The sequence below is a fragment of the Aestuariibaculum lutulentum genome (genome assembly GCF_032926325.1).
In the GTDB taxonomy this organism is placed as follows: Bacteria; Bacteroidota; Bacteroidia; order Flavobacteriales; family Flavobacteriaceae; genus Aestuariibaculum; species Aestuariibaculum lutulentum.
This window is the reverse complement of sequence record NZ_CP136709.1, coordinates 474600-495756: the sequence shown is the minus strand read 5'-3', so window position 1 is coordinate 495756 and position 21157 is coordinate 474600. Positions and strand designations below refer to the sequence as shown.

18 protein-coding genes and 1 other RNA gene are annotated in these 21157 nt (G+C 32.2%); 6 read left to right on the top strand and 13 right to left on the bottom strand.

The window, feature by feature from the left end; all coding sequences use genetic code 11:
• Window positions 1-103: 103 nt before the first annotated feature.
• Window positions 104-649 (bottom strand): hypothetical protein, encoded by a 546-nt coding sequence (locus R1X58_RS02145; protein WP_240571717.1) that lies wholly within the window; start codon window positions 647-649, stop codon window positions 104-106.
• Between the two features lie 479 nt (window positions 650-1128).
• On the opposite strand from R1X58_RS02145, the gene R1X58_RS02140 reads away from it, so the two are divergent.
• Both R1X58_RS02140 and R1X58_RS02135 read left to right on the top strand, forming a co-directional pair.
• Window positions 1129-4113 (top strand): AAA family ATPase, encoded by a 2985-nt coding sequence (locus tag R1X58_RS02140; protein WP_240571716.1) that lies wholly within the window; start codon window positions 1129-1131, stop codon window positions 4111-4113.
• Window positions 4114-5367, top strand: coding sequence for an McrC family protein (locus R1X58_RS02135; protein WP_240571715.1), 1254 nt, complete (start codon window positions 4114-4116; stop codon window positions 5365-5367).
• Between the two features lie 62 nt (window positions 5368-5429).
• On the opposite strand, the gene R1X58_RS02130 is transcribed toward R1X58_RS02135, so the two are convergent.
• The 4 genes from R1X58_RS02130 to ssrA all read right to left on the bottom strand — a co-directional run bounded on the left by R1X58_RS02130 (window position 5430) and on the right by ssrA (window position 11700).
• Window positions 5430-6584, bottom strand: coding sequence for a DNA cytosine methyltransferase (locus R1X58_RS02130; protein WP_240571714.1), 1155 nt, complete (start codon window positions 6582-6584; stop codon window positions 5430-5432).
• On the bottom strand, window positions 6581-9334 hold the full coding sequence (locus R1X58_RS02125) for a BpuSI family type II restriction endonuclease (RefSeq protein WP_240571713.1): 2754 nt from the start codon (window positions 9332-9334) through the stop codon (window positions 6581-6583). Before R1X58_RS02125 ends, R1X58_RS02130 begins: the two co-directional genes overlap by 4 nt.
• Window position 9335: 1 nt before the next feature.
• The gene (locus R1X58_RS02120) at window positions 9336-10988 is read right to left on the bottom strand and encodes an Eco57I restriction-modification methylase domain-containing protein (RefSeq protein ID WP_240571712.1); all 1653 of its coding nucleotides are present in this window, start codon (window positions 10986-10988) and stop codon (window positions 9336-9338) included.
• A 316-nt stretch (window positions 10989-11304) separates the two neighbouring features.
• Window positions 11305-11700: a transfer-messenger RNA gene (gene ssrA / locus R1X58_RS02115) on the bottom strand.
• A gap of 216 nt (window positions 11701-11916) precedes the next feature.
• Between ssrA and R1X58_RS02110 the strand changes: the two genes are divergently transcribed.
• Together R1X58_RS02110 and R1X58_RS02105 are read left to right on the top strand one after the other, a co-directional pair.
• Window positions 11917-13122 (top strand): NAD(P)-dependent oxidoreductase, encoded by a 1206-nt coding sequence (locus R1X58_RS02110; RefSeq protein ID WP_240572668.1) that lies wholly within the window; start codon window positions 11917-11919, stop codon window positions 13120-13122.
• 37 nt (window positions 13123-13159) lie between these two features.
• Window positions 13160-13945: an SDR family NAD(P)-dependent oxidoreductase gene (locus R1X58_RS02105; protein WP_240571711.1), complete on the top strand. Its 786-nt coding sequence runs from the start codon at window positions 13160-13162 to the stop codon at window positions 13943-13945.
• Here the strand turns inward: R1X58_RS02105 and R1X58_RS02100 are convergent.
• The 8 genes from R1X58_RS02100 to R1X58_RS02065 all read right to left on the bottom strand — a co-directional run bounded on the left by R1X58_RS02100 (window position 13942) and on the right by R1X58_RS02065 (window position 18759).
• The gene (locus R1X58_RS02100; RefSeq protein WP_240571710.1) at window positions 13942-14598 is read right to left on the bottom strand and encodes a DUF1361 domain-containing protein; all 657 of its coding nucleotides are present in this window, start codon (window positions 14596-14598) and stop codon (window positions 13942-13944) included. The two genes, R1X58_RS02105 and R1X58_RS02100, sit on opposite strands and share 4 nt — an antisense overlap.
• 79 nt (window positions 14599-14677) lie before the next feature.
• On the bottom strand, window positions 14678-15190 hold the full coding sequence (locus tag R1X58_RS02095) for a hypothetical protein (protein ID WP_240571709.1): 513 nt from the start codon (window positions 15188-15190) through the stop codon (window positions 14678-14680).
• Window positions 15191-15236: 46 nt separating this feature from the next.
• Complete coding sequence (locus tag R1X58_RS02090; RefSeq protein ID WP_240571708.1) at window positions 15237-15530, bottom strand: winged helix-turn-helix domain-containing protein; 294 nt, start codon at window positions 15528-15530, stop codon at window positions 15237-15239.
• Between the two features lie 31 nt (window positions 15531-15561).
• Window positions 15562-15852, bottom strand: a complete 291-nt coding sequence (locus tag R1X58_RS02085) for a hypothetical protein (RefSeq protein ID WP_240571707.1) — start codon at window positions 15850-15852, stop codon at window positions 15562-15564.
• Between the two features lie 17 nt (window positions 15853-15869).
• Window positions 15870-16478 (bottom strand): hypothetical protein, encoded by a 609-nt coding sequence (locus tag R1X58_RS02080; protein WP_240571706.1) that lies wholly within the window; start codon window positions 16476-16478, stop codon window positions 15870-15872.
• A 180-nt stretch (window positions 16479-16658) separates the two neighbouring features.
• Entirely contained in the window at window positions 16659-17522 is an 864-nt protein-coding gene (locus tag R1X58_RS02075; protein ID WP_240571705.1) for a hypothetical protein, read from the bottom strand.
• 15 nt (window positions 17523-17537) lie between these two features.
• Complete coding sequence (kdsA, locus tag R1X58_RS02070) at window positions 17538-18356, bottom strand: 3-deoxy-8-phosphooctulonate synthase (RefSeq protein ID WP_240571704.1); 819 nt, start codon at window positions 18354-18356, stop codon at window positions 17538-17540.
• Window positions 18357-18399: 43 nt separating this feature from the next.
• Window positions 18400-18759 carry a hypothetical protein gene (locus R1X58_RS02065; RefSeq protein WP_240571703.1) on the bottom strand — a complete coding sequence of 120 codons (360 nt, stop codon included), beginning with the start codon at window positions 18757-18759 and terminating at the stop codon, window positions 18400-18402.
• A 187-nt stretch (window positions 18760-18946) separates the two neighbouring features.
• On the opposite strand from R1X58_RS02065, the gene typA reads away from it, so the two are divergent.
• Both typA and R1X58_RS02055 read left to right on the top strand, forming a co-directional pair.
• The gene (gene typA, locus R1X58_RS02060; RefSeq protein WP_240571702.1) at window positions 18947-20746 is read left to right on the top strand and encodes a translational GTPase TypA; all 1800 of its coding nucleotides are present in this window, start codon (window positions 18947-18949) and stop codon (window positions 20744-20746) included.
• A gap of 130 nt (window positions 20747-20876) precedes the next feature.
• The gene (locus tag R1X58_RS02055; protein WP_240571701.1) at window positions 20877-21104 is read left to right on the top strand and encodes a uroporphyrinogen decarboxylase; all 228 of its coding nucleotides are present in this window, start codon (window positions 20877-20879) and stop codon (window positions 21102-21104) included.
• Window positions 21105-21157 lie beyond the last annotated feature (53 nt).

The following is a 21157-nucleotide window of genomic DNA, read 5'->3' as shown; positions in this document are numbered from 1 at the left end:
TCTGAAAAGGTTAGTAAACTTCATGATTCAGATGTCTCTAATTTTAAGGAAGACAAAAAAAGCGGGAATTACCCGCTTTAAAAATAAATTAAGTATTAGCACATTACATTTCTTCTTCTAAACTATAAGCTATAGCTCCTTTGTAATATCCTGTAATTGTTTTTCCGTTTTCATCAACACCTTCAAAAGAAATTTCATATTGAGTTTTTGAGGAATTTTTAACTGTAAGTGTTCCACTTACAAAAGCAGCTTCGTAGGTAGACGATAGGTTGTCAAATTGATAAATATATCCTTCGTCAAAAGAGAAGGTCGTAATAGGATCTTCATAATTAATCCAAGAATAAATACCTGGCTTCAGAACTTCTGGAGTTTCACTAAAAATTTCAAAATACATTAAAACTCCGCTTCCGTTTGGTTCAGAATTACCATCGTAAGTTACATTTGAAGAGTATAAAGTAAGGTCTAAATTATAAGTTCCGTTTCCAAAGTCACCATAATCTTCGATAATTCCACCTTTTAAACCTAAATCTTCTGTGTCAATTTTAATGTAATTTGATGATGTTTCTTTTTCATTGTCATCATCTTTGCTACAAGAAAATAGTGTGATTGTAAATAAGATTAAGGGCAATAAATGTTTTAAATGTTTCATAATAAAATAAAGATTTACATTTTTAGAGGAGAACATTTAAGTTTAATTGATTTCTATAAACATACTAATTCTATAAACAGTTATAATTGTCATCTAAATTGTCACCTTAAAAACAAAACCCTCATAAACATTAGTGTTTTGAGGGTTTTTAGTGGAGTCATGGTTCTTGGAATTTTGATTTCGAGACTTCTATATTTGGAAATACTTGTTTAAGAGTAAATACATATAGAATTCTGTTAACCAGAGGGCGAGATGGTGTTGTGTTATTTTTTCCTCCAGTTTGGAATTTTAATAATACTTATGAGTTTTTTAAAGAATTAGGGGCGGATTTGATATAAAAATTAAAACTCGTCTTTAAAGATTTTATTAAAGCAGTTATTTAAATCGGATTTTTATTCAAAAGTTCATTGTGAGAAACCATAATACATTCTTAATTAAATAACTTATTTTTAGTTTTTGAAATAACTTACAACCAATTTATGCTATTCGATAAAGTAACAAAAGAACATATTCTTCAAGGGATTAAAGACTTTAAACAATTAGGAGTGCCAAGCGGATTTGGTCAGTCATCTACGTATGATGTGTCTTTTGAAGGGGAGTATTTTCCTCCTAAGGCAGTTATGGCTTATGCTAATCATCACGCAACTGGAAATGAGATTGATAATAATTTTGCAGGAGGCGATAATACAGAATGTTTTGATGTTTTTAGGAAAAATGGATTTGTGATTGTTAAGAAGGAATCAAGTGAGAAAAATTTGAGGCTATATGAATTAAAAGAAAGTTTTCTAGAAAATTGGCCTATCCAAAAACTGGAAAGCATGTACCTAGAAGAGTATACTAATTTAGATAAAGACTCTTTTTGTTACTGGGTTGAGCACATTACAAGAGATTTGGGAAGTATTGTTGGAGGGAGTTCTTATAAGTTCGGAATTTACAAGAGAAGTAGTTATAGTGATGTAAAGGAGGAAAGTAATCGAACTACAGATGGGGAATATGCATGGTTTAAAAAGTATGGTGAAAACTCCAAAGAAGAAGCTTTCAATTCGATTAAGAGTTTAATTATTAGAATTGCAAAAGCAGCAAGGAATAATGATCTAAAACAAATAGATGATATTGATTTAGGGGATGGCTACAAATGGAAAATAGCGTTTTTGTATGGAGATTATAATTGCTTAAATATGTTTAAGCTAGATGCTCTTAGAGTTGTAGCTACTAATCTTAATATAGATTATACTAATAAAACATCAATTAGTGAGTTTCATAGAAGTATACTTGCTCAAAAGCCAAGTGATAAAGATTATTTCAAATATACTTCAGAATTATGGGAACAATACCAATCTCGTTTGATTAATGTAAAAAGAGATTTTGCTAAATGGCTTGATAAAAATACTTTCGATTCTTACAGAGCTTATTTAGGAAATACAGTAGGAAATATAGAAAATAGATTAGACGAAGTAAATAACTTCTTTGATGATATAGATTTTTTTGAAGTAGATCCTAATAATGTAAATGGATTGATTAGTACTATTCAGTTCATGATGAGCAAGAAGGAACGTGTTAAACATCCAGATTTTGTAGAATACGATTCTAAACACAGTAATGGTATACCAAAAGCCTTATTGGGAAAGAATAATTATTTGAAATTTTTAAATGATAAGTTTAGTGTAAAAACAAACTATTGGGTATTTCAAGGAAGTCCGAAAGTGTTTGATTTTGAAGAAGCACTAAATGGAAGCGTTTTAAATGATTGGACTGTTACTGCTCATAAGGACAAAATAAAAGTTGGAGACAAGGTTATTCTATGGATTACAGGAAGCAAATCTGGGTGTTATGCTTTAGCCGATGTTACAAGTGAACCGACTAAAAAGGAATATGTATCTACAGATAGTCATTTATGGTCAGGAGAAGAAATAGATTCATTAAAAGCAGGTATCCGAATAACACATAATTTGGCTAATTCACCCATTTTAAAGAAAGAGGTTGAAAAGTATCGAGAACTTCAAAATTTAAAAGTAGGACATCAGGGAACTAATTTTAGAGCTACTGAAATAGAGTATTATACCTTGTTAAATTTAATTGAAAAAGCAATGGAGTTGAATGTAGATAGCGTTAATGAAACTCATGAAAAATATACACCTTTGTATAGAACGACTCCGGTAAACCAAATTTTATACGGCCCCCCAGGAACGGGAAAAACATTTTATCTTAAATCTGAATTATTTGATAAATATACTTTAAGAGAAACTTCAATAACAAAAGATCAATATTTACAAAATGTTGTTGGAGGCTGTTCATGGTGGCAAGTAATTACGATTGCATTAATGGATTTAAAAAAGGCAAAGGTAAGTGATATTTCAGAGCATTTATGGGTTCAGATAAAAGCAAATTTGTCAAGTTCTAATACGGTAAGGCCTACGCTTTGGGGACAGTTACAGAGTCATACAATTAAAGATTGTGAATATGTAAATGTGAGTAATAGAATGCAGCCATTAATTTTTAATAAAACTAAAGATTCATATTGGGAATTACTAGAAGAAGAAGCTAAAGAATTAGTGCCTGAATTATATGATTTAAAGAGCTCAGTAGATAATTATAATCCTAATCCAGATAAAATTGTTAAGAATTATGATTTTGTGACTTTTCATCAATCTTTTGCCTATGAAGATTTTATCGAAGGTATAAAGCCGTTGCTAGATGATAATGAGGTTGTTGAAGACGAATCTTCAAAGGAATTAGGTTATTTAATTGAGGATGGTGTTTTTAAATCATTATGTAAAAAGGCAGAAAAGGATCCAAGCAACCGATATGCGATTTTTATAGATGAAATCAATAGAGGAAATGTGTCTGCTATTTTTGGGGAGCTTATAACTTTAATAGAGGTGGATAAGAGGCTTGGAGCTAAAAATGAAATAAAGATTAAACTTCCTTATTCAAAAAAGGAATTTGGTGTACCAGCGAATTTAGATATTTATGGAACTATGAATACGGCTGATAGATCTGTAGAAGCTTTAGATACAGCTCTTAGACGTCGTTTTGAGTTTAAAGAGATGATGCCTGACCTAAGTGTTATTAAAAATGAAACTATCGATGGTGTTAAGTTGTCGGTTATTTTGGAAAAAATTAATCAGAGAATTGAATTACTGGTAGATAGAGATCATACCATAGGGCATTCGTACTTTGTAAATATTAATACTAAAAAAGGTTTAGCTGATGCTTTTAATAATAAAATAGTACCATTGTTACAGGAATATTTTTATGGTGATTATGGTAAAATTGGACTTGTTTTAGGAAACGGTTTTGTTGATAAAATAAGGAATAGCAATGTGCAGTTTGCAGATTTTGATTATGATCATGCTAGCGATTTTAAAACACCAACTTTTATATTAAAACGAGTTGATGAAAATAATGTCATGGATGCAGTGAAAACTTTATTAGGAGAGAAAACTAATAATCAAGAAATTTAATTGAAAAGCCTAAAAATCATATCAGTTTTTGAGCATCAACGCCTTTGCATTGGTGAGCAAGGGTTTAAACAAATGCATTTAGATGCCTTGTTAAAGCTAAATGACTATCATGAAGGTAAATATTTCGAGCCTATAGCTAAAGGGGTAAAGTTTAATCAGTATGTTGGTGTGATTCAGGTTGATGGTTTAACGATAGAAATCAATCCCAAAGCTGATAAGGATGATAATGATAATCAGTGGAAAGGGGTGTTACTTAAAATGCTTCAAGCTTGTGGTAAGCTAAAGCCTGACTCTTCAGGTGCTGCTCATGTAAAAAGACAGCATTTAAACTTGTTGGAGGTATATTTTGAGTTGTATTTGTTGGAACTGGAAAGTTTGACAAGAAAAGGACTCATCAAGCAGTATCGAAAGCAAACTGAAAATTCTAAAGCATTAAAAGGAAAGTTAGAATTTGCAGGACACTTAAATAGAAATATTGTTCATAAGGAAAGGTTTTATACAACACATCAGGTTTATGATACAAACCATTTACTACATCAAATTTTAAGAAAGGCTTTATTGATAGTTGATCAGTTTACATCTGGTTCACGGTTATATGACTTATGCCGAAGAGTTTTATTGAATTTTCCAGAAGTTGATAATAAAAAAATAACCGCAGCACATTTAAATAATCTTAAATTAGATAGGAAATCAGGAGGTTATAGCTATGCTTTAGAATTGTCAAGACTTATTATTCTAAATTATTCACCTGATATAGCTAGTGGCAATGAGAAAATGTTATCACTTCTTTTTGATATGAATGAATTATGGGAAGAATACATTTTGAAGCAATTACAAAAAGCATCAATTGGAACGGATATTTTGGTGTCTGGTCAAGAAACAAAATCATTTTGGGGTAATAATACATTAAGGCCAGACGTTGTAATTCGATTAAATAATAAAACCTATATAATAGATACAAAATGGAAGCGTCCTTTGAAAAGTGTAGCTTCTGTTAGTGATTTAAGACAAATGTATGCCTATTGTCGTTTTTGGGATGCTGATAAGGCTCTATTGCTTTATCCTGGTAAACTAAAAGACTCAGACTTCAAATCATATTTAACAGATGATTATTCTAAGGATGATTTACTAAATTATATTGAAGTTGATCATCAGTGTAAAATGGGTTTTGTTTCTGTCTTAGAGGAGGATAGTAGGGATTTGGATAATCAAATAGGACAAAAAGTTTTGGAGATGTTAAGGCTTAAAATATAATAAACAAGCCCTAATGCAGTAATTATTTATTTTAGAATAGCAAAAGGGCTGCTTAAATAATTTTAGGTTTCTAACAATGAGGGGTTTAAGTTATTGGTGCTTGAGGTTTTTGATATGCGTTCAGCGGTTAAGTACTTTTGTAAATGATCAGCCCAAGCCCTAGATAAGAGGGGAGGAACTGCATTTCCAACTTGAACATAATAGTTTCTCTTGGTTTTAGATATTAAATGAAAATCATCAGGAAAAGATTGAAATCTTAAACCCTCTCGTATTGTAATCATTCTATCTTCCTCATAGTGAATATTACATCCTATATTCGGTCTATTGAAATGTGTGTTTAATGTGTAATTAGGCATTTTAGGGTCTAATCTCCCATATGTGGTTGTTCTTCCCCCTGTGCTCTTGAAATACATTATTCGCTTAGTGGAAACCTCATCAGGAATGTCCATATAGTTTCCTCCAGGTTTCACGTGTTTAATAATCTCCTTATCTGTTGGGCTTGAATAAGGAGTGATCTGCAATGTTGTTTCAGTTGAATTTTTTCGCATCAAGGACTGATACTCACAACTTGGTTGTTTAGTGTATTTTACAAGTCCATCATCAGTTGGTGATTCTAAATCAGAAATAGCTTCAAAAGATGAAATCCATTTCTTTTTATTTGAATCTTTTTCAGAATGAGTTTGGGTTGGGGCATTAATATCAACTTCAAATTTGTTACCAATTATAAATACTCTCTTTCTTTTTTGAGGCACACCATAATCGGCAGCATTAAGAGTGTGAATGTTTATATGGTATCCAATTTTTTGAAATGCTTCATTTAGATTATCAATTACTTTAGTTCCATCAGCAGCCTTTGATGACTTAATTCCTGTTACATTTTCAAAAAGGAAAATTTTAGGTTGAACTTTGTTTACTACGTCTAAATAGGAATATACCAATGCAGACCTATTGTCATTAGGGTCTCTTTTTCCTATACCTGAAAATCCCTGACAAGGAGGACCACCAATTATTACATCAGCCTTAGGAATAGAGTCTAAATCTACTTTAGTAATATCCTCATTAATAATATGGTCGCCAATGTTTACCTTGTATGTTTCACAAGCATCCTTTAAAATATCATTTGCCCAAATGATATCGTAACCTGCTTGTTTAAATCCTAAATCTAATCCACCGCAGCCAGAGAATAATCCAACTACCTTAATTTTATTTTTTTTCATAATCTTCTATCTTCTACTAGGTCAGCTAAAAAGAGTTCGAAGAAATTCGTTAATTGAATACTTGAACTAAATCCTAAATTGTTTTTGGTATAAATTATTTTCGCTATTTCCTCATCTAATTGCCTTCTTTGAGTTGATAATCCTTCATCTCCGCTAACTGTTATATTTTGAGTACTTAAATTTTCAAATGCGGTGACCACCGTATCAATTTCTGTTTTAGACAAAAGTCTTAAGTCAGGCACTTTTAATTCGTCTATGTGGAACCCTTCAAGTTTTCTCATTCCTTCATGGTTGTTTGAATGTATTTCGAATTGTATTTGACCAAAGCAAGAATTTAAATAAGCTGTTATAAATTTTATTTGATTTTCTAAAGATATTGTAGAGTCGGTATTTCCATTTTGAAAACCTGATAAATAGAAAAAATTAGTTGTTAGTACTACTGGAGAAGAGATAGGATTATAATAGCAAGAATGTTTGGTTCTTTCCGCTCTAGGAATTAATATGTCAAATGAAACTTTATTTCTAAATGCTGCATTCACTATTCTTTTCCATCTCGAAGGATTGGGAATATTATTGGTATTGAAAACTGCATTAAGAGATGTGTCAGTTTGATGCATCACATCTAATCCATTACTTGAATTGTCATCATATCTACTTGGGAAATGTATTGCAGGTTCCTCTTCTAAATTTGATTGATCTAAAATTAATTTTCTTGCACTTCTACTATTTTTTATGCCAAAGCCTTTATTAGAATTATCAATGCCAGAATATGGCAACTCATTAAAATCAGGAAAAATAATCGAAGAACCTCCACTATTTTCTGCACCTCCACGCTTTTTAACAGTGAAAAAGGTATCTAAAGGTTCTAAAAATGTTAGAGAATCTAAATCTTGAAATTTACCTTCAGGATCGTTAAAATACATTTTCCAATTACCTGAAGGGCTAATGCTTCTATCAGTTACTTTTAAAGTATAATCAGAATTAATCGTTGTTGTTGTATTCGAAGAAATAATGGATTTTATATCATCTGGTCGTGATAATAAATCTGGATTTATTATCCTTAAAAACTTTATTTCGTTGGTAGGCTGTTTACTTAATACAGTTATTACAGTTGTAACTTTGAAATCTTCAAAATAATTTCTCGGATATAAAATAATTGCATCTACTTTGTCTAAAATAAATTGTTTTAAATGTTCTCCTTCTTCGTTGTTTAAGAATTTGGCCATTAATATTAAACCAGCTCTTCCTTGAGGATTTAAATAGTGCCAAGTATAATTTACAAAGTAGAAATATAAATTTGGTTGAGAAGCTAGAGTAACAAAGTTTGATAGCCCATTACTTGTTATTGCATTATTCATTAAGGCTTTATCTGCAATTGTTATTGGTGCATCTGGGTTATCGTTTCTTAAAAACGGAGGATTCATTAACAGGACATCAAAGGCAGAACTATTTGGTTTAGTAAATGCATTACCGGTTTGAATATTTGCATTAGTACTATTATCAACACCAGAAAGGTTTTTGGAAACCAATCTAAATGTTGCTAATTGAGCTAAAAAAGGGTCATATTCAATGCCTGAAACTTGATTAAGTAGTTGATTATGACTTTTCGCAACACCATTGTTTGAAAGGTTAAGAATATTTAAATAATCATAAGCTGCATCCAATAAAGCACCATCTCCAGAACAAGGGTCAATGACGATTGAATCTGTGTTTTCGATTGTTACAGTTGCCAGTAAAATGGACAATTCTGTGTCTGACATTATTTTACCTTTCTTATGAAGTGTTTGTTTGTCATAAACTTTCGAAGTCAATAGGTTGAATATGTATTCTGGTAAAGGATTGTCAGAAACAGCTTGTGAGCCAAAGTTATTTAAGGCTTGGATTGTATTCTTGAAATATTGTAAAATAGAAGCACTAAAATTTTCTGGAAAAATTCTGTCTGCTGAATTTGGATGATTGGAAAACACCTGATTAAAATCAAGTTGTATTACTCTATTATAATTATTGGATAGTTTGCTCCTGAAATTTTGTAGGTTATCACTAGCAGGTGGAAAAGTTCTAAAATAACTTTGATTGGGATTATTAGTCTGATTATAATAATCTTTCAAATAAGTAAATGCTAGAAGTCTAAAAAGTTCATATAATGACAGTTCATCAGATAACTCTTTGTTATGGGGTAAACTACTACTAACACTTTGGAAATTTTGATAAAATGAATCAATAATTGGTTGCCAATTATTATCCCAATCGGGTTGTGTCCTATTATAAATAATCGGTAAAAGTTGCTCGAAAGTTGATTGAAACTCATTACTAGTTTTTGTAGCATCTCGAGTTTGAGGATTGAAACGAGTGTGTGATTTAGGATTTCCTTTTAAAATACAAGTTGATATTGGTCCTTGTCTGTCGGCAAAAAGAATTAATTCTTCAATATTTGTTAAACAAAAGTATTTCGGATAATTTGGAGCCCAATTAGTAGCAAGGTCTGTCACGTAGTTTCTAGATTGATTTTGAAACCTCTGAGATGTTATATCGCGTGCTGTCTTTTTTACTTCAATTACAAAAATGTATCTATTATTAGACTTTAGCTTAATCGCAAAGTCTGGAACAATTGTACTATTTGGAATCGGAGGGTGATGCTCTAACTCTAATAAAGAGTCATAACCACAATTTGTTATAGCGTTTTCTATTGCAGTCTTAACAACTGGATGAAAGCCTTGAACTTCATCAGAGTCATACCATAGGTTTATCATATTATTTGATGTATTCTTTTAATTCATTTATCAACTCATCAATCCCAATAGAGGAGTTATTGTAATTGTTATATTCATTCAATAAAATTGAATCAATTTGCTTAATTATTTCATTTTGTTGGTTGTCATATCGATTCGAAGTCATTAATGATTTACCTAATCCTTCAAGTTCTTTGATGGTTTCACTTGAGATATTTTTTATATCAATGACTTTAACTTCTTTAAATTCATAAAGTTGTATTTTTCTTAAACCGTTACCTTGACTTCTAGAATTATTTAAAATATTTAATCTAGTAAACGATGAGTTTAATATAGCTAAATATGCTAACTCTGATTGTTCAATATTTACAGAATAGAAATTATCAGAAGAAAGGTGTTTATTTGGGTTGTAAATAAAATCGATATTGTTCCTTAAATAGTAATTGAAAATAAAATTCCCAGATGATTTTATTTTAACCTGATACCATTTTTTGTTTTGTGCAATATCTTGTTTAACAGCCTTGTATTTATCTTCTGGCGCGTTAAGAATATTGTTTTTTACAGAATTTAGATATTGTTTTGTCTTATCCGAAATTGAATTATTTAAAGCTAAGATATATGAATTATCCTCAGCTATTTTATAAGTTTTTATTTTAGAAATATTCTTGACTATGGGTTTGAGTTCTGGATATATTTTTTCTGAAAAAATAAAATAATTATTTACAATAGCAGATGTGCCGCGTTGTATAGATTTAGAAACAATTGACTTAAGAGGTTTAAATAAATTAGATTTAAAATTTATTACACTAGTATTGTTAAATGAATAAGCTAAAAATTCTTTGGAGTCGAGTTTAAGAGGTTTGTCCTTAAGTCCATTGTATGTTTTTAAATCATTTAAATCGTTTAAAGAATAATATGAAGTTGATTTTCGATTATTTTTCTTCTTAATAAACTTGATTACAGTTGCTCCAACATCAGCATTATCAAAAGCACTTTTTTTAAAGTGATAAATGCTTTCTAAATGGCCTAATTTTAGAAATGAGTTCTTTAAAAATTTTCCGAAACTACTGTAAAGCCAACTGTCATAAATTACAGCTACCATTATTCCATTATCATTCAGATGTAAAATACTTTTAAGTAAAAAATAGATGTACAAATTTGATTGAGATGGAATTGATGAATAATTTATTGAAAGGTCGTTTTTAATATTTGATTTTGAATTCACTCCATTTGCTAACAATTCTTGTCTCACATATGGAGGGTTTTGAATTATTAGGTCAAACTTTTCCTTAGAATCTAAGTCAAAAAAACTTCCTTTAATCAGTGTTCTTTTTGAGTTGTTATAGAATTTTTCAATCTCATCGTTTATAAGACTTTTATCAATTTCAATACCTTTCAAAAAGCAATTTGAAACTTCTATGGGTAGTAATTTGAAAAACGTATTTGGACCTATACAAGGATCAAGTATTTTTGAATTTGATTGAATTTTCTCCTTAAAAAGGCTAATCATAAATTTAGCTAGTACAGGAGAGGTGAATACTTGCCCAAGATTTTCATCTAATTCAGGAGTTTTTGATTTGGATTCAAAATTTTTTGAAAAAAACAGTTCTAGTTGCTCCTCAAATGATTGGACTAAATCATCAACTTTATATGGTTTTGAAATTGTATCAGTCATTATTTGAGTAGTATTTGTTTTTTGTTTCTAGACTTATTTAATTTACTTGTAATATTGGGATTAAAAAATTTTATAAACCAATATTTTTTCAAAACTCTAGCTGTTTTGAAATTTTTAGAATTTATATTTGACAAGGACAAATCTATTGATATTTTTTAAAATTAAATGGAGATTTTAATTTCATTAAAGTATTACAGTGGTGTTTAAAAATAATTAATTTCGGTGTGTTTTAATTAGTTGTATCGTACATAAATCGTACAATTGTATGAAATAAAAACCCATAAAACATTAATTATTAATGTTTTATGGGTTTTTTAAGTGGAGTCGGAGAGAATCGAACTCTCGTCCAAACAAGTAACCAAAGGGCTTTCTACACGTTTATTCTTTTCTTAAGTTTTCGACTAAAAGCTGGTTAAAGACAACCTACTTATTAGCTTAGCTTCTTAAGTTTCGAAAGGGCATCGAAGCAGGACCCAATCTATGTCAACATTTACGATGCCTCTAAAAGGAACGCCGTTAACCAAGGCTTTCCGGAGACATTTAGCTTGCGCACCTTGTGCGCCTAGGCAATCTTACTATAATTCAGAATTAAGCAGCTAAAGCGTAGTTATTCTCGCCGTTTAAAGTTTGATTTAGCCTTTAACGTGTTTCAAAATCATTACACGACGTGCTTACCGTTCAATTAATCTCGCTGTCAAAACCAGTCGACCCCAGTATTAATGTAATAAGTATGGCGTTACCCTGTCGGGTCAGGCTTTCGGCAGTCGCTCTTTTCAAGGTGCTCCAACAATGCCTTAATCCTTAACGCGAACGCAAAGTTATCAAAAACTTTGTAATTCAATAATAATCCACCTATTTTAGAGCAAGAATTATTCCAAATTCATTTTCAACTAAACTTAAATACCAAATAAACCAGTAGTTTATGCCTATAACATTTGCTATTATAAAAGAACGTAAAAACCCACCAGACCGTCGTGTGGTATTTTCTCCATCAAAATTAACCGAAGCTAAAGCCCAATTTCCTGATGCCATCTTTAAAGTCGAAGCTTCAGATATTCGAGTGTTTCCTGATGTAGAATATAAAGAAATGGGATTTGAGGTTACTAACGATGTGTCTGACTGCGATGTGTTTATTGGTGTAAAGGAAGTGCCCATTGATGCTTTGGTACCTGACAAAAAGTACTTTTTCTTTTCGCATACCATAAAAAAGCAACCCTATAACCGAAAACTGCTTCAGGCCATTTTAGAAAAGAACATCGAACTTTACGATCATGAAACCATAGTTAATGAGAAAGGCTTTAGATTAATTGGTTTCGGACGTTATGCAGGAATTGTAGGAACCTACAATGGATTTAGAACCTGGGGATTGAAATATAATTTATGGGAACTGCCTAAAGCTGGGACCTTGACAAATCAGGAAGAACTCGTTCAGCAATTAAAAACATTAAAACTTCCTAATATAAAAATCTTGTTGACGGGTAGTGGAAAGGTGGCAAATGGTTCACAGGAAATGTTAGAAGCTATGGAGATTAAACAGGTTTCTGTAGAGGACTATTTAAATAAAACATTCACCGAACCGGTGTATTGTAAAATAGATGTTTTAGATTATAACAAACGAAGAGACGGACAAGTGATTGATAATTTCGACTTTTTTAATCATCCTGAAGCTTATCAATCCGATTTTATGCGCTTTGCAAAGGAGACCGATTTCTATATCGCTGGTCATTTTTATGGAGATGGTGCACCATTTTTATATACCCGTGATGATGTGAAATCTAATGATTTTAAAATAGCAGTAGTGGCAGATATTAGCTGTGATGTCGACGGGCCAGTGGCAACTACATTGAGAGCGTCAACCATAGCCAATCCTATTTATGGTTACGATCCACAAACCGAGTCTGAAACCGATTATATAAGTCCAGGAGCTATAGCCGTTATGGCAGTAGATAATTTACCTTGTGAATTGCCAAAAGATGCCAGTGAAGGCTTTGGAGAAATGTTTTTGCAGCATGTTATCCCGGCATTTTTCAACAACGATAAGGATGGTGTATTGCAACGCGCAAAAATCACCGAAAATGGCAAATTAACTCAACGTTTTTCGTATTTACAGGATTATGTGAATGGAAAACATTAGATTTAGCCTTTTAACGCCCCAATTATTTTAAAAATTTATGACAAAAACTGCATTAATAACCGGAGCAGCTTCGGGCTTAGGTTACGAACTTTCATTACTATTAGCTAACGATGGATATGATTTGATTTTAATAGATATTAACAGTCAGAACCTAATTCAAGCTCAAAACCATATTCAAGAAACCTACAATTGTAAGGTTGATGTTTTAACTAAGGATTTGAGTCAACCCAATGTTGCAGCAGAAATTATGAAAGCAATTAATGACATTACAGTTGATGTTTTGGTTAATAATGCTGGTTTCGGACTCTTCGGGTCATTTGTAGATACCGATTGGGAACGGGAGTTGGCTATGTTACACGTGCATATTTTGGCTACCACCCATTTAACGAAACTCATGTTAGAGGGTATGGTAAAGCGTGGTTCAGGGCGCATTTTGAACATGTCTTCCCTGGCAGCTTTTCAGCCGGGACCATTAATGTCAATTTATTATGCATCAAAAGGATATATGTTGTCCTTTTCTGAGGCGATTGCCAATGAACTAAAAGGCACTGGTGTTACAGTAACTGCTTTATGTCCCGGGCCCACAAAAACAGCTTTTCAACAAACGGTTTCAGCCGATAGCTGCGACAATAAAATTACCTTTAATATGGGGTGTGCTAAAGCTGTTGCTACCTACGGATACAAAGCCATGCTGAATGGTAAGAGTTATGCTATTCCGGGTAGATTCAATAAATTTCTTGCCGTAATTCCTCGATTTATGCCCAGACGAACAGCGACTTCGATTGTTCGTAAAATTCAGGAAAAAAACAGGGAAACAGTTTAGTTTTTATTTAAGGTATTATTAATCCAGTATAGCAATCCTAAAAATATACTGAATACAAATGTGAATATCCAAGCCTGAAAATGGACATTTGGATTGGTTGTAATATTAAAAATATCTAAAAATAATTCAATTGGGTTTAGAATAATTTCCCATGAGTTATAGCGTAAAAAACGACCTAAGTATACACCGAATGCTGTTAAAGGAAAAACAGATGTTATGATGTAGTTAGACATATTAGCACTAAAATGTTGAAGGAGTATATGTTTCATCTCTTTTACAGATAGAAGAAATAGTAAAACCCCGTTTCCAGAGAAAGAAGCTAACATTAAAACATCTAACCATAACAAGTGGTAATCTCCGAATCGCAAATGTAGAAAATCGGTAATGATATAAGGCGCATTAGGTAAAAAGGCAAGCCATGTGAAAAAGTATAAAGCAAAAGAAACTTTGTGTTGTTTTGGTCTTGTTGATAAGTAGCTTGTTAAAGTAAATGGGATACATGCTAAAAATAAATTCCAGATTAAAAACAGATAGAAAAAAGATTGATTCAATTTGATTCTAATCATTAATAACACGATGCTAAAAAGCACGGATAAACTGATTAAGACTAAAATATTAAATTGATTATAGATATAGGTTTTGAGATTATTCATGGTTAAAAACTTTTATTTTGTTGATGATTAACTGAATTAAAAATAGAATAGTGCCATACCAAAAAAGGTAAGGGCAATTTTAAGGCTTAAATGTAACTTGTTCATAAGATGAGATTTTATGTTGGAAATAGGATTTAGAAAAAATAACTTCTCTAAAGTCATGGATATTGACAAGCAGTAATTTTTTATAATCGTAATGATGAAAGGAATTTGCGGTGCGGCCTAATTTGTATGATTTGTAATAATAAGGTAAGTAATCAGGTAAAATGATAATGCCTACAATCATGGCGCCATATAAATAAATACTTCGTTTACCATTTCCAAAACAAAGGCACTGTAAAGCAATTTCATCTTCTACAAGAGTGCTATATCCGGTTATGGTATGATAAGCATCATGGCGTTCGACTTTGGCAATTAATTCAAAATTATTCTGATCTAAAAACAAACCTAGATGTTTTCCAATACTGTCGCTAGGGTAGTTAAGAAGGTCATGTTTGGTTATTCCCCAAGGCTTATGATGTTTAAACATATCAGTATATACTTTCTGAGATATATTAAACAACCATTCAATAAGTTTTTTTCTTAAATTCATTTTAAAAGTACTTTGTTTTTCAAAGTTAATGTGTAAAAAAATAGAGCTATTGTTTGTGTATCAGTTTTTCAAGAGCATCAATATGCTTTTTAAATTCGATTTCACCCAATTGAGTTGTGCTATATCTTGTATTGGGTTTTTTTCCTATAAATTGTTTCTCTATGGTAATATATTCTGCTTTTTCAAGAGCTTTCGTGTGGCTAGCTAAGTTGCCATCGGTGGCCCCCAGCAACTCCTTCAACGAATTAAAATCGGCATATTCATTCACCATTAAAATAGACATAATGCCTAAGCGAATACGATGATCGAAAACTTTATTTATGTTATTAATAATACTCATAGTGTATTTTTAAAGGCTCATACTTGTGGGGTTAACTTCCGGCGAATGGTGTTCCAAAAATGCCAACGGCCAATTCGGCCCATGTTAACAGAAAGAGCAAAAATAGTATAACTATTAGAACTATCTTAACAGATGGCCTTCGGAATGTTCCTAGAATTAATTCAAGGAAAAGTCCGACGATTAATAATAAACCACCCATAACAATAAAATCGAAAAGACTCCAGTTTACCTCATTGCTAAATTGCATGGCAATAAACGGAATTACAAGCAATACAGAAATAACACCTAAAATGATAAGCATTCTCTTGTAATTAGTTAGCATAGTATTCATTTTTAAAGTTAATTTTTGTCGTATTTAAAATGCATCCACGTTCCGTAAACAATGTGCATGATTCCAAAGCCTAAGACCCAAAACCAAAAGCCGTAACCCGGTAATAGGGCAGCAATTAGTCCTAAAATAATTTCAATGATTCCCAGATATCTGATATCGCCAATGCTGTATTTTGAAGCATTAATTAATGCTAATCCATAAAAAATAAGCATTAATGCTCCAGTTTGACCGTATTTTTGGTTTCCTAAAATAATAAGAATGTAAAGACCTCCTGAAACTAGAGGAATTAAAAAATTTATAAGCAGACGTTTTGACGAAGCATCCCAGATTTTAGAACCGTTTTTCTTTGCTTTTCGAGTGGTTAATATAACAGCCGTAATAATACTGAATAGGGCAACCAAAAATAAATCCAGAAGTACCAATGTAAAAATAGTGCCATCTAAAATTAAATACTCATGTTTTGAGTTGCTCACCAACCAATACACATAAGCTGCGCCAATAAGGGCATAAATTCCGGCCATAACACCAGACAAACCACTAAGTGAAATAAATCGAGAGGATTTATTCATTAAATTTTTAATTTCACTAATGTCTTTTAAATAGTCTTTCGGTTCCATATTAAAGTACTTTGAATTACAAAGTAAATGAATTAATTTTAATATTTCCAAAAAAAATATAATTAAGATTAAACGATTTTTTTGTAGCGTTTTCTTCGTTTAACAATTGTTAATATGAATAATAATAAAAAAAAGTCCCCAAACTGGAGACTTTATAAGGTATATATGTTATCCGGGAAATTAAATTCTAAACATTCCCCCAATAGCAATAACGTTTTGAATAAACCAAAAGTGTTGCGAAGCACTTTCGGCCGTGTTACTGGTTGTTCTAATATCGGGCATATTAATATAACCACCTCTTAAATCGGTTTGAATAAAGAAATGCTTAAAGAATAATAAATTCAATCCGGCAGTTGCCGAAATACCATAACCCGATAAATGAAACTCATCATAACGGTCTTTCTGTAATAAAGTCGTATTGGTTTTAGGGACTAATGCACCTGCAGCTAATCCTTCAGTAAAATTAATCTGAAATTTATCGGTATTGTTAATGCCAAAAATAGAGGAAATATCATCAAATCGAGCAATTTCGGCATATACATAGTTTAAACCGTTTGTGTGCTCGAATTTCAAAAAGTCTTCAGATACTAAAAAGGCATCGTTGTTATAGTTGCCGTTATATATCGATCCTGGTTCGCTTTCCGGTAAATCGATATACCCATCTAATCGTCTGGATTCATTTCTATCCATAACATATTTCATATGGTCAATACCCAACGAAACGGTGTATTTATCAGAGATGAAATAACCCACTTTTACATTGGTTTGCGGAATAGTAATGCGCGTAGGGTTGATATAATCGATATGCCAGCCTTTAGGTTTGTCGTGCGCTGTGGCATTATTAATGGTGAAGTTGTAGTCTTCGCCTTTAAAGGTGATATCTGATTTTGAATAACGTTCACGGTTACCTCCCCAGCTAATAAAGAATTTTCCTTTGTTGTTTGCAGTGTATTTTATTGGCGTGCTTTCTTGAGCATTAATTTTGAAACCAGACAATAAAAATATTGCACCTAAGAGAATAGGTTTTATGATGTTTTTCGTCATTTTTATGACTTTAAATTATAGGTTGTTAATGGTTTTTCTAATGGCAACTAAATTGCTCATTAGTTTTTCAAGGTTATCTAAATGAAGCATATTAGCCCCATCGCTTTTGGCATTGGCAGGGTCGAAATGAGTTTCAATAAATAAACCATCAACATTGTTAACCACACCAGCTCTGGCAATGGTTTCAATCATATCAGGTCTGCCGCCTGTAACACCGTGACTTTGGTTAGGTTGTTGTAACGAGTGAGTCACGTCTAAAACCGTAGGTGCGTATTCACGCATGGTTGGAATACCACGGAAATCGACAATCATATCCTGATAACCAAACATGGTGCCTCTGTCGGTTATCCAGACTTTGTCGTTTCCTGAATCTTTTACTTTTTGTACGGCATGTTTCATCGCTTCTGGACTCATGAATTGTCCTTTTTTCAAGTTAACCACTTTCCCTGTTTTAGCAGCTGCAACAACTAAATCGGTTTGGCGAACTAGAAACGCCGGAATTTGTAGTACATCAACATATTGTGCGGCCAGTGCAGCATCAGATACTTCATGAATGTCTGTTACCGTAGGTACATCAAAAGTTTCAGATACTTTTTGAAGAATTTTTAATGCTTTTTCATCACCAATACCGGTAAAGCTATCAACACGGCTTCGGTTGGCTTTTTTAAAACTTCCTTTAAATACATAAGGAATCTCTAATTTGTCTGTAATCGATACAACTTTTTCAGCAATACGTAACGCCATATCTTCTCCTTCAATGGCACATGGACCACAAAGCAGGAAAAAGTTGTTAGCATCTACGTGTTTTATTTTTGGGATCTCTTGAAGATTCATCTGCTTAATATTTCATAAAATTAAGCGACAAAGATAGTTATTTTTAGAACGCTCTATTTAAACTATTTCTAATAATCCATAAGGCCATTAGTAGGTTACAAACTATAAAACCAATACCATTAAATATAAAAGTTTGCGAATGTTGAAAATAACTAATTATACCCGATATGTCTAATAAGTAGCCGACAATTAAATACGATGACAGACACACAAAGGTAATGCCTAATGTAAAATTTAAGCTTTTGTTAGGTTTTATAAGTTGCCATAAAAAGGGAATACCTAAAAGTAAAATAGGATAAGCTGTTATACCTTGAGTTCTGTTAATTAATGTGAACCAGTAGGCGGTAGCAGCTAAAAAGTATAGATAGGGTACAAACTTTGAATATTTGTTTAACGTTTTCATTTTTGTGAGAGATGTTAATTATAAACTGTATAAGATTATACGTGTGGTTTTTGATTTTGGATCTCTAATATACAGTTAGTTAACGTTAAAAGGGCGTTAAAATTATAACTGATTTTAATTGTAACATTTTATTAACTAAATCAAAAAAAATAGACGTACCTTTGCAGCCTTAAATTCAGGCACTACTATGGCTAATATTAAAAACATTGCAATTATTGCACACGTTGACCACGGAAAAACGACTTTGGTTGATAAAATTATGTATCACTGTCAGTTATTCAGAGAAAATGAGAATACAGGTGATTTAATTCTAGATAATAACGATTTAGAGCGTGAAAGAGGTATTACTATTACATCTAAAAACGTATCTGTAATTTATAAAGACACAAAAATCAATATTATTGATACTCCTGGTCACGCCGATTTTGGTGGAGAAGTAGAACGTGTACTTAATATGGCTGATGGTGTATTGCTGTTAGTTGATGCTTTTGAAGGGCCAATGCCTCAAACCCGTTTCGTATTGCAAAAAGCAATCGATTTAGGATTGAAGCCATGTGTGGTTGTAAATAAAGTAGATAAAGAAAACTGTACGCCTGATGAAGTTCATGAGAAAGTATTCGATTTAATGTTCGAATTAGGAGCAGAAGAATGGCAGTTGGACTTCCCAACAGTATATGGTTCGGCGAAGAATAACTGGATGAGCGAAGACTGGACTAAGCAAACGACCAATATTGAGCCATTATTAGATATGGTTATCGAGCATATTCCAGCGCCAAAAATCGAGGAAGGATCTACTCAAATGTTAATCACTTCTTTAGATTACTCGTCGTTTACAGGTCGTATTGCTATTGGACGTTTAACACGTGGGGAGCTTAAAGTAGGACAAAACATTTCGTTAGTAAAACGAGACGGAGCTGTTGTAAAAAATAAAATTAAAGAACTTCACATTTTTGAAGGTGTAGGCCGTAAGAAAGTAGATGAAGTACAAGCTGGAGATATCTGTGCTGTTGTGGGGCTTGAAGGTTTTGAAATTGGTGATACTATTGCCGATTTTGAAAATCCGGAAGGATTAAAAACCATCGCTATTGATGAGCCTACAATGAGTATGTTATTTACTATTAACGATTCACCTTTCTTTGGTAAAGATGGTAAATTTGTAACATCTCGTCACATTAAAGACCGTTTAACTAAAGAGCTTGAGAAAAACTTAGCATTAAGAGTAAACGAAACCGACAGTGCCGATAAATTTATGGTATTTGGTCGTGGGGTACTTCACTTATCGGTTTTAATCGAAACTATGCGTCGTGAAGGTTACGAACTTCAAATTGGTCAGCCACAGGTAATCATTAAAGAAATTGATGGTGTAAAATGTGAGCCGGTTGAGGAAATGACTATCGATTTACCAGAAAACGTTTCAGGAAAGGCTGTAGAAATGGTAACCTTACGTAAAGGTGAAATGTTAAGTATGGAAGCCAAAGGTGATCGTATGGTTTGTGAATTCATTATCCCATCTCGTGGTATTATCGGATTAAGAAACCAGTTATTAACAGCAACTGCTGGTGAAGCTATTATGGCTCACCGTTTTAAAGAATATCAACCGTTAAAAGGAGGTATTCCTGAGCGTCAAAATGGATCTTTAGTATCTATGGAAAAAGGTACAGCTATTCCTTATTCGATTGATAAATTACAAGAGAGAGGTAAGTTTTTTATCGATCCGGGAGAAGATATTTACGAAGGTCAGGTAATTGGAGAGAACTCTCGTGGAGATGATATGACGGTTAATGTTACAAAGACTAAGAAACTGAGTAACGTACGTTCGTCAGGAGCAGACGATAAGGCTAAAATTGTACCTGCAATCAAGTTCAGTTTAGAGGAAGCTTTAGAATACATTCAGAAAGATGAGTATGTAGAAGTTACACCAAACTTTTTACGTATTCGTAAAATCTTTTTAACTGAAGTTGAGCGTAAGCGAAACAAAACAGTTTAAGCTTAAATAAGAAATATAAAAGGGGATTACTAAATTGGTAATCCTCTTTTTTTATGTTCTCAGAGGTTATTAAATATTGAAATAAAAATCCTTAAATTGCAATAAGGCACTAATAAAATATAAATTAAATATGGATTTTCTTGGAGTTTCATTTACAGAATGGGTTGGATACGCAGCGATGGCCATGCTATTGCTTTCGTTTACAATGAAAGCTGTTACAAAATTAAGGATAGTAAATTCTATAGGCTGTTTGCTTTTCGTTATTTATGGTTTTATGTTGGATCCTATAGCTAAGCCTATTATTATCACTAATGGCGCTATTCTTTGTGTAAATTTATATTACCTTTTAAAAAAGTAAATCGTTTGTTTGTTGTTAACCGATAGTGTTTGTACATTTAAACTAAATTGCTA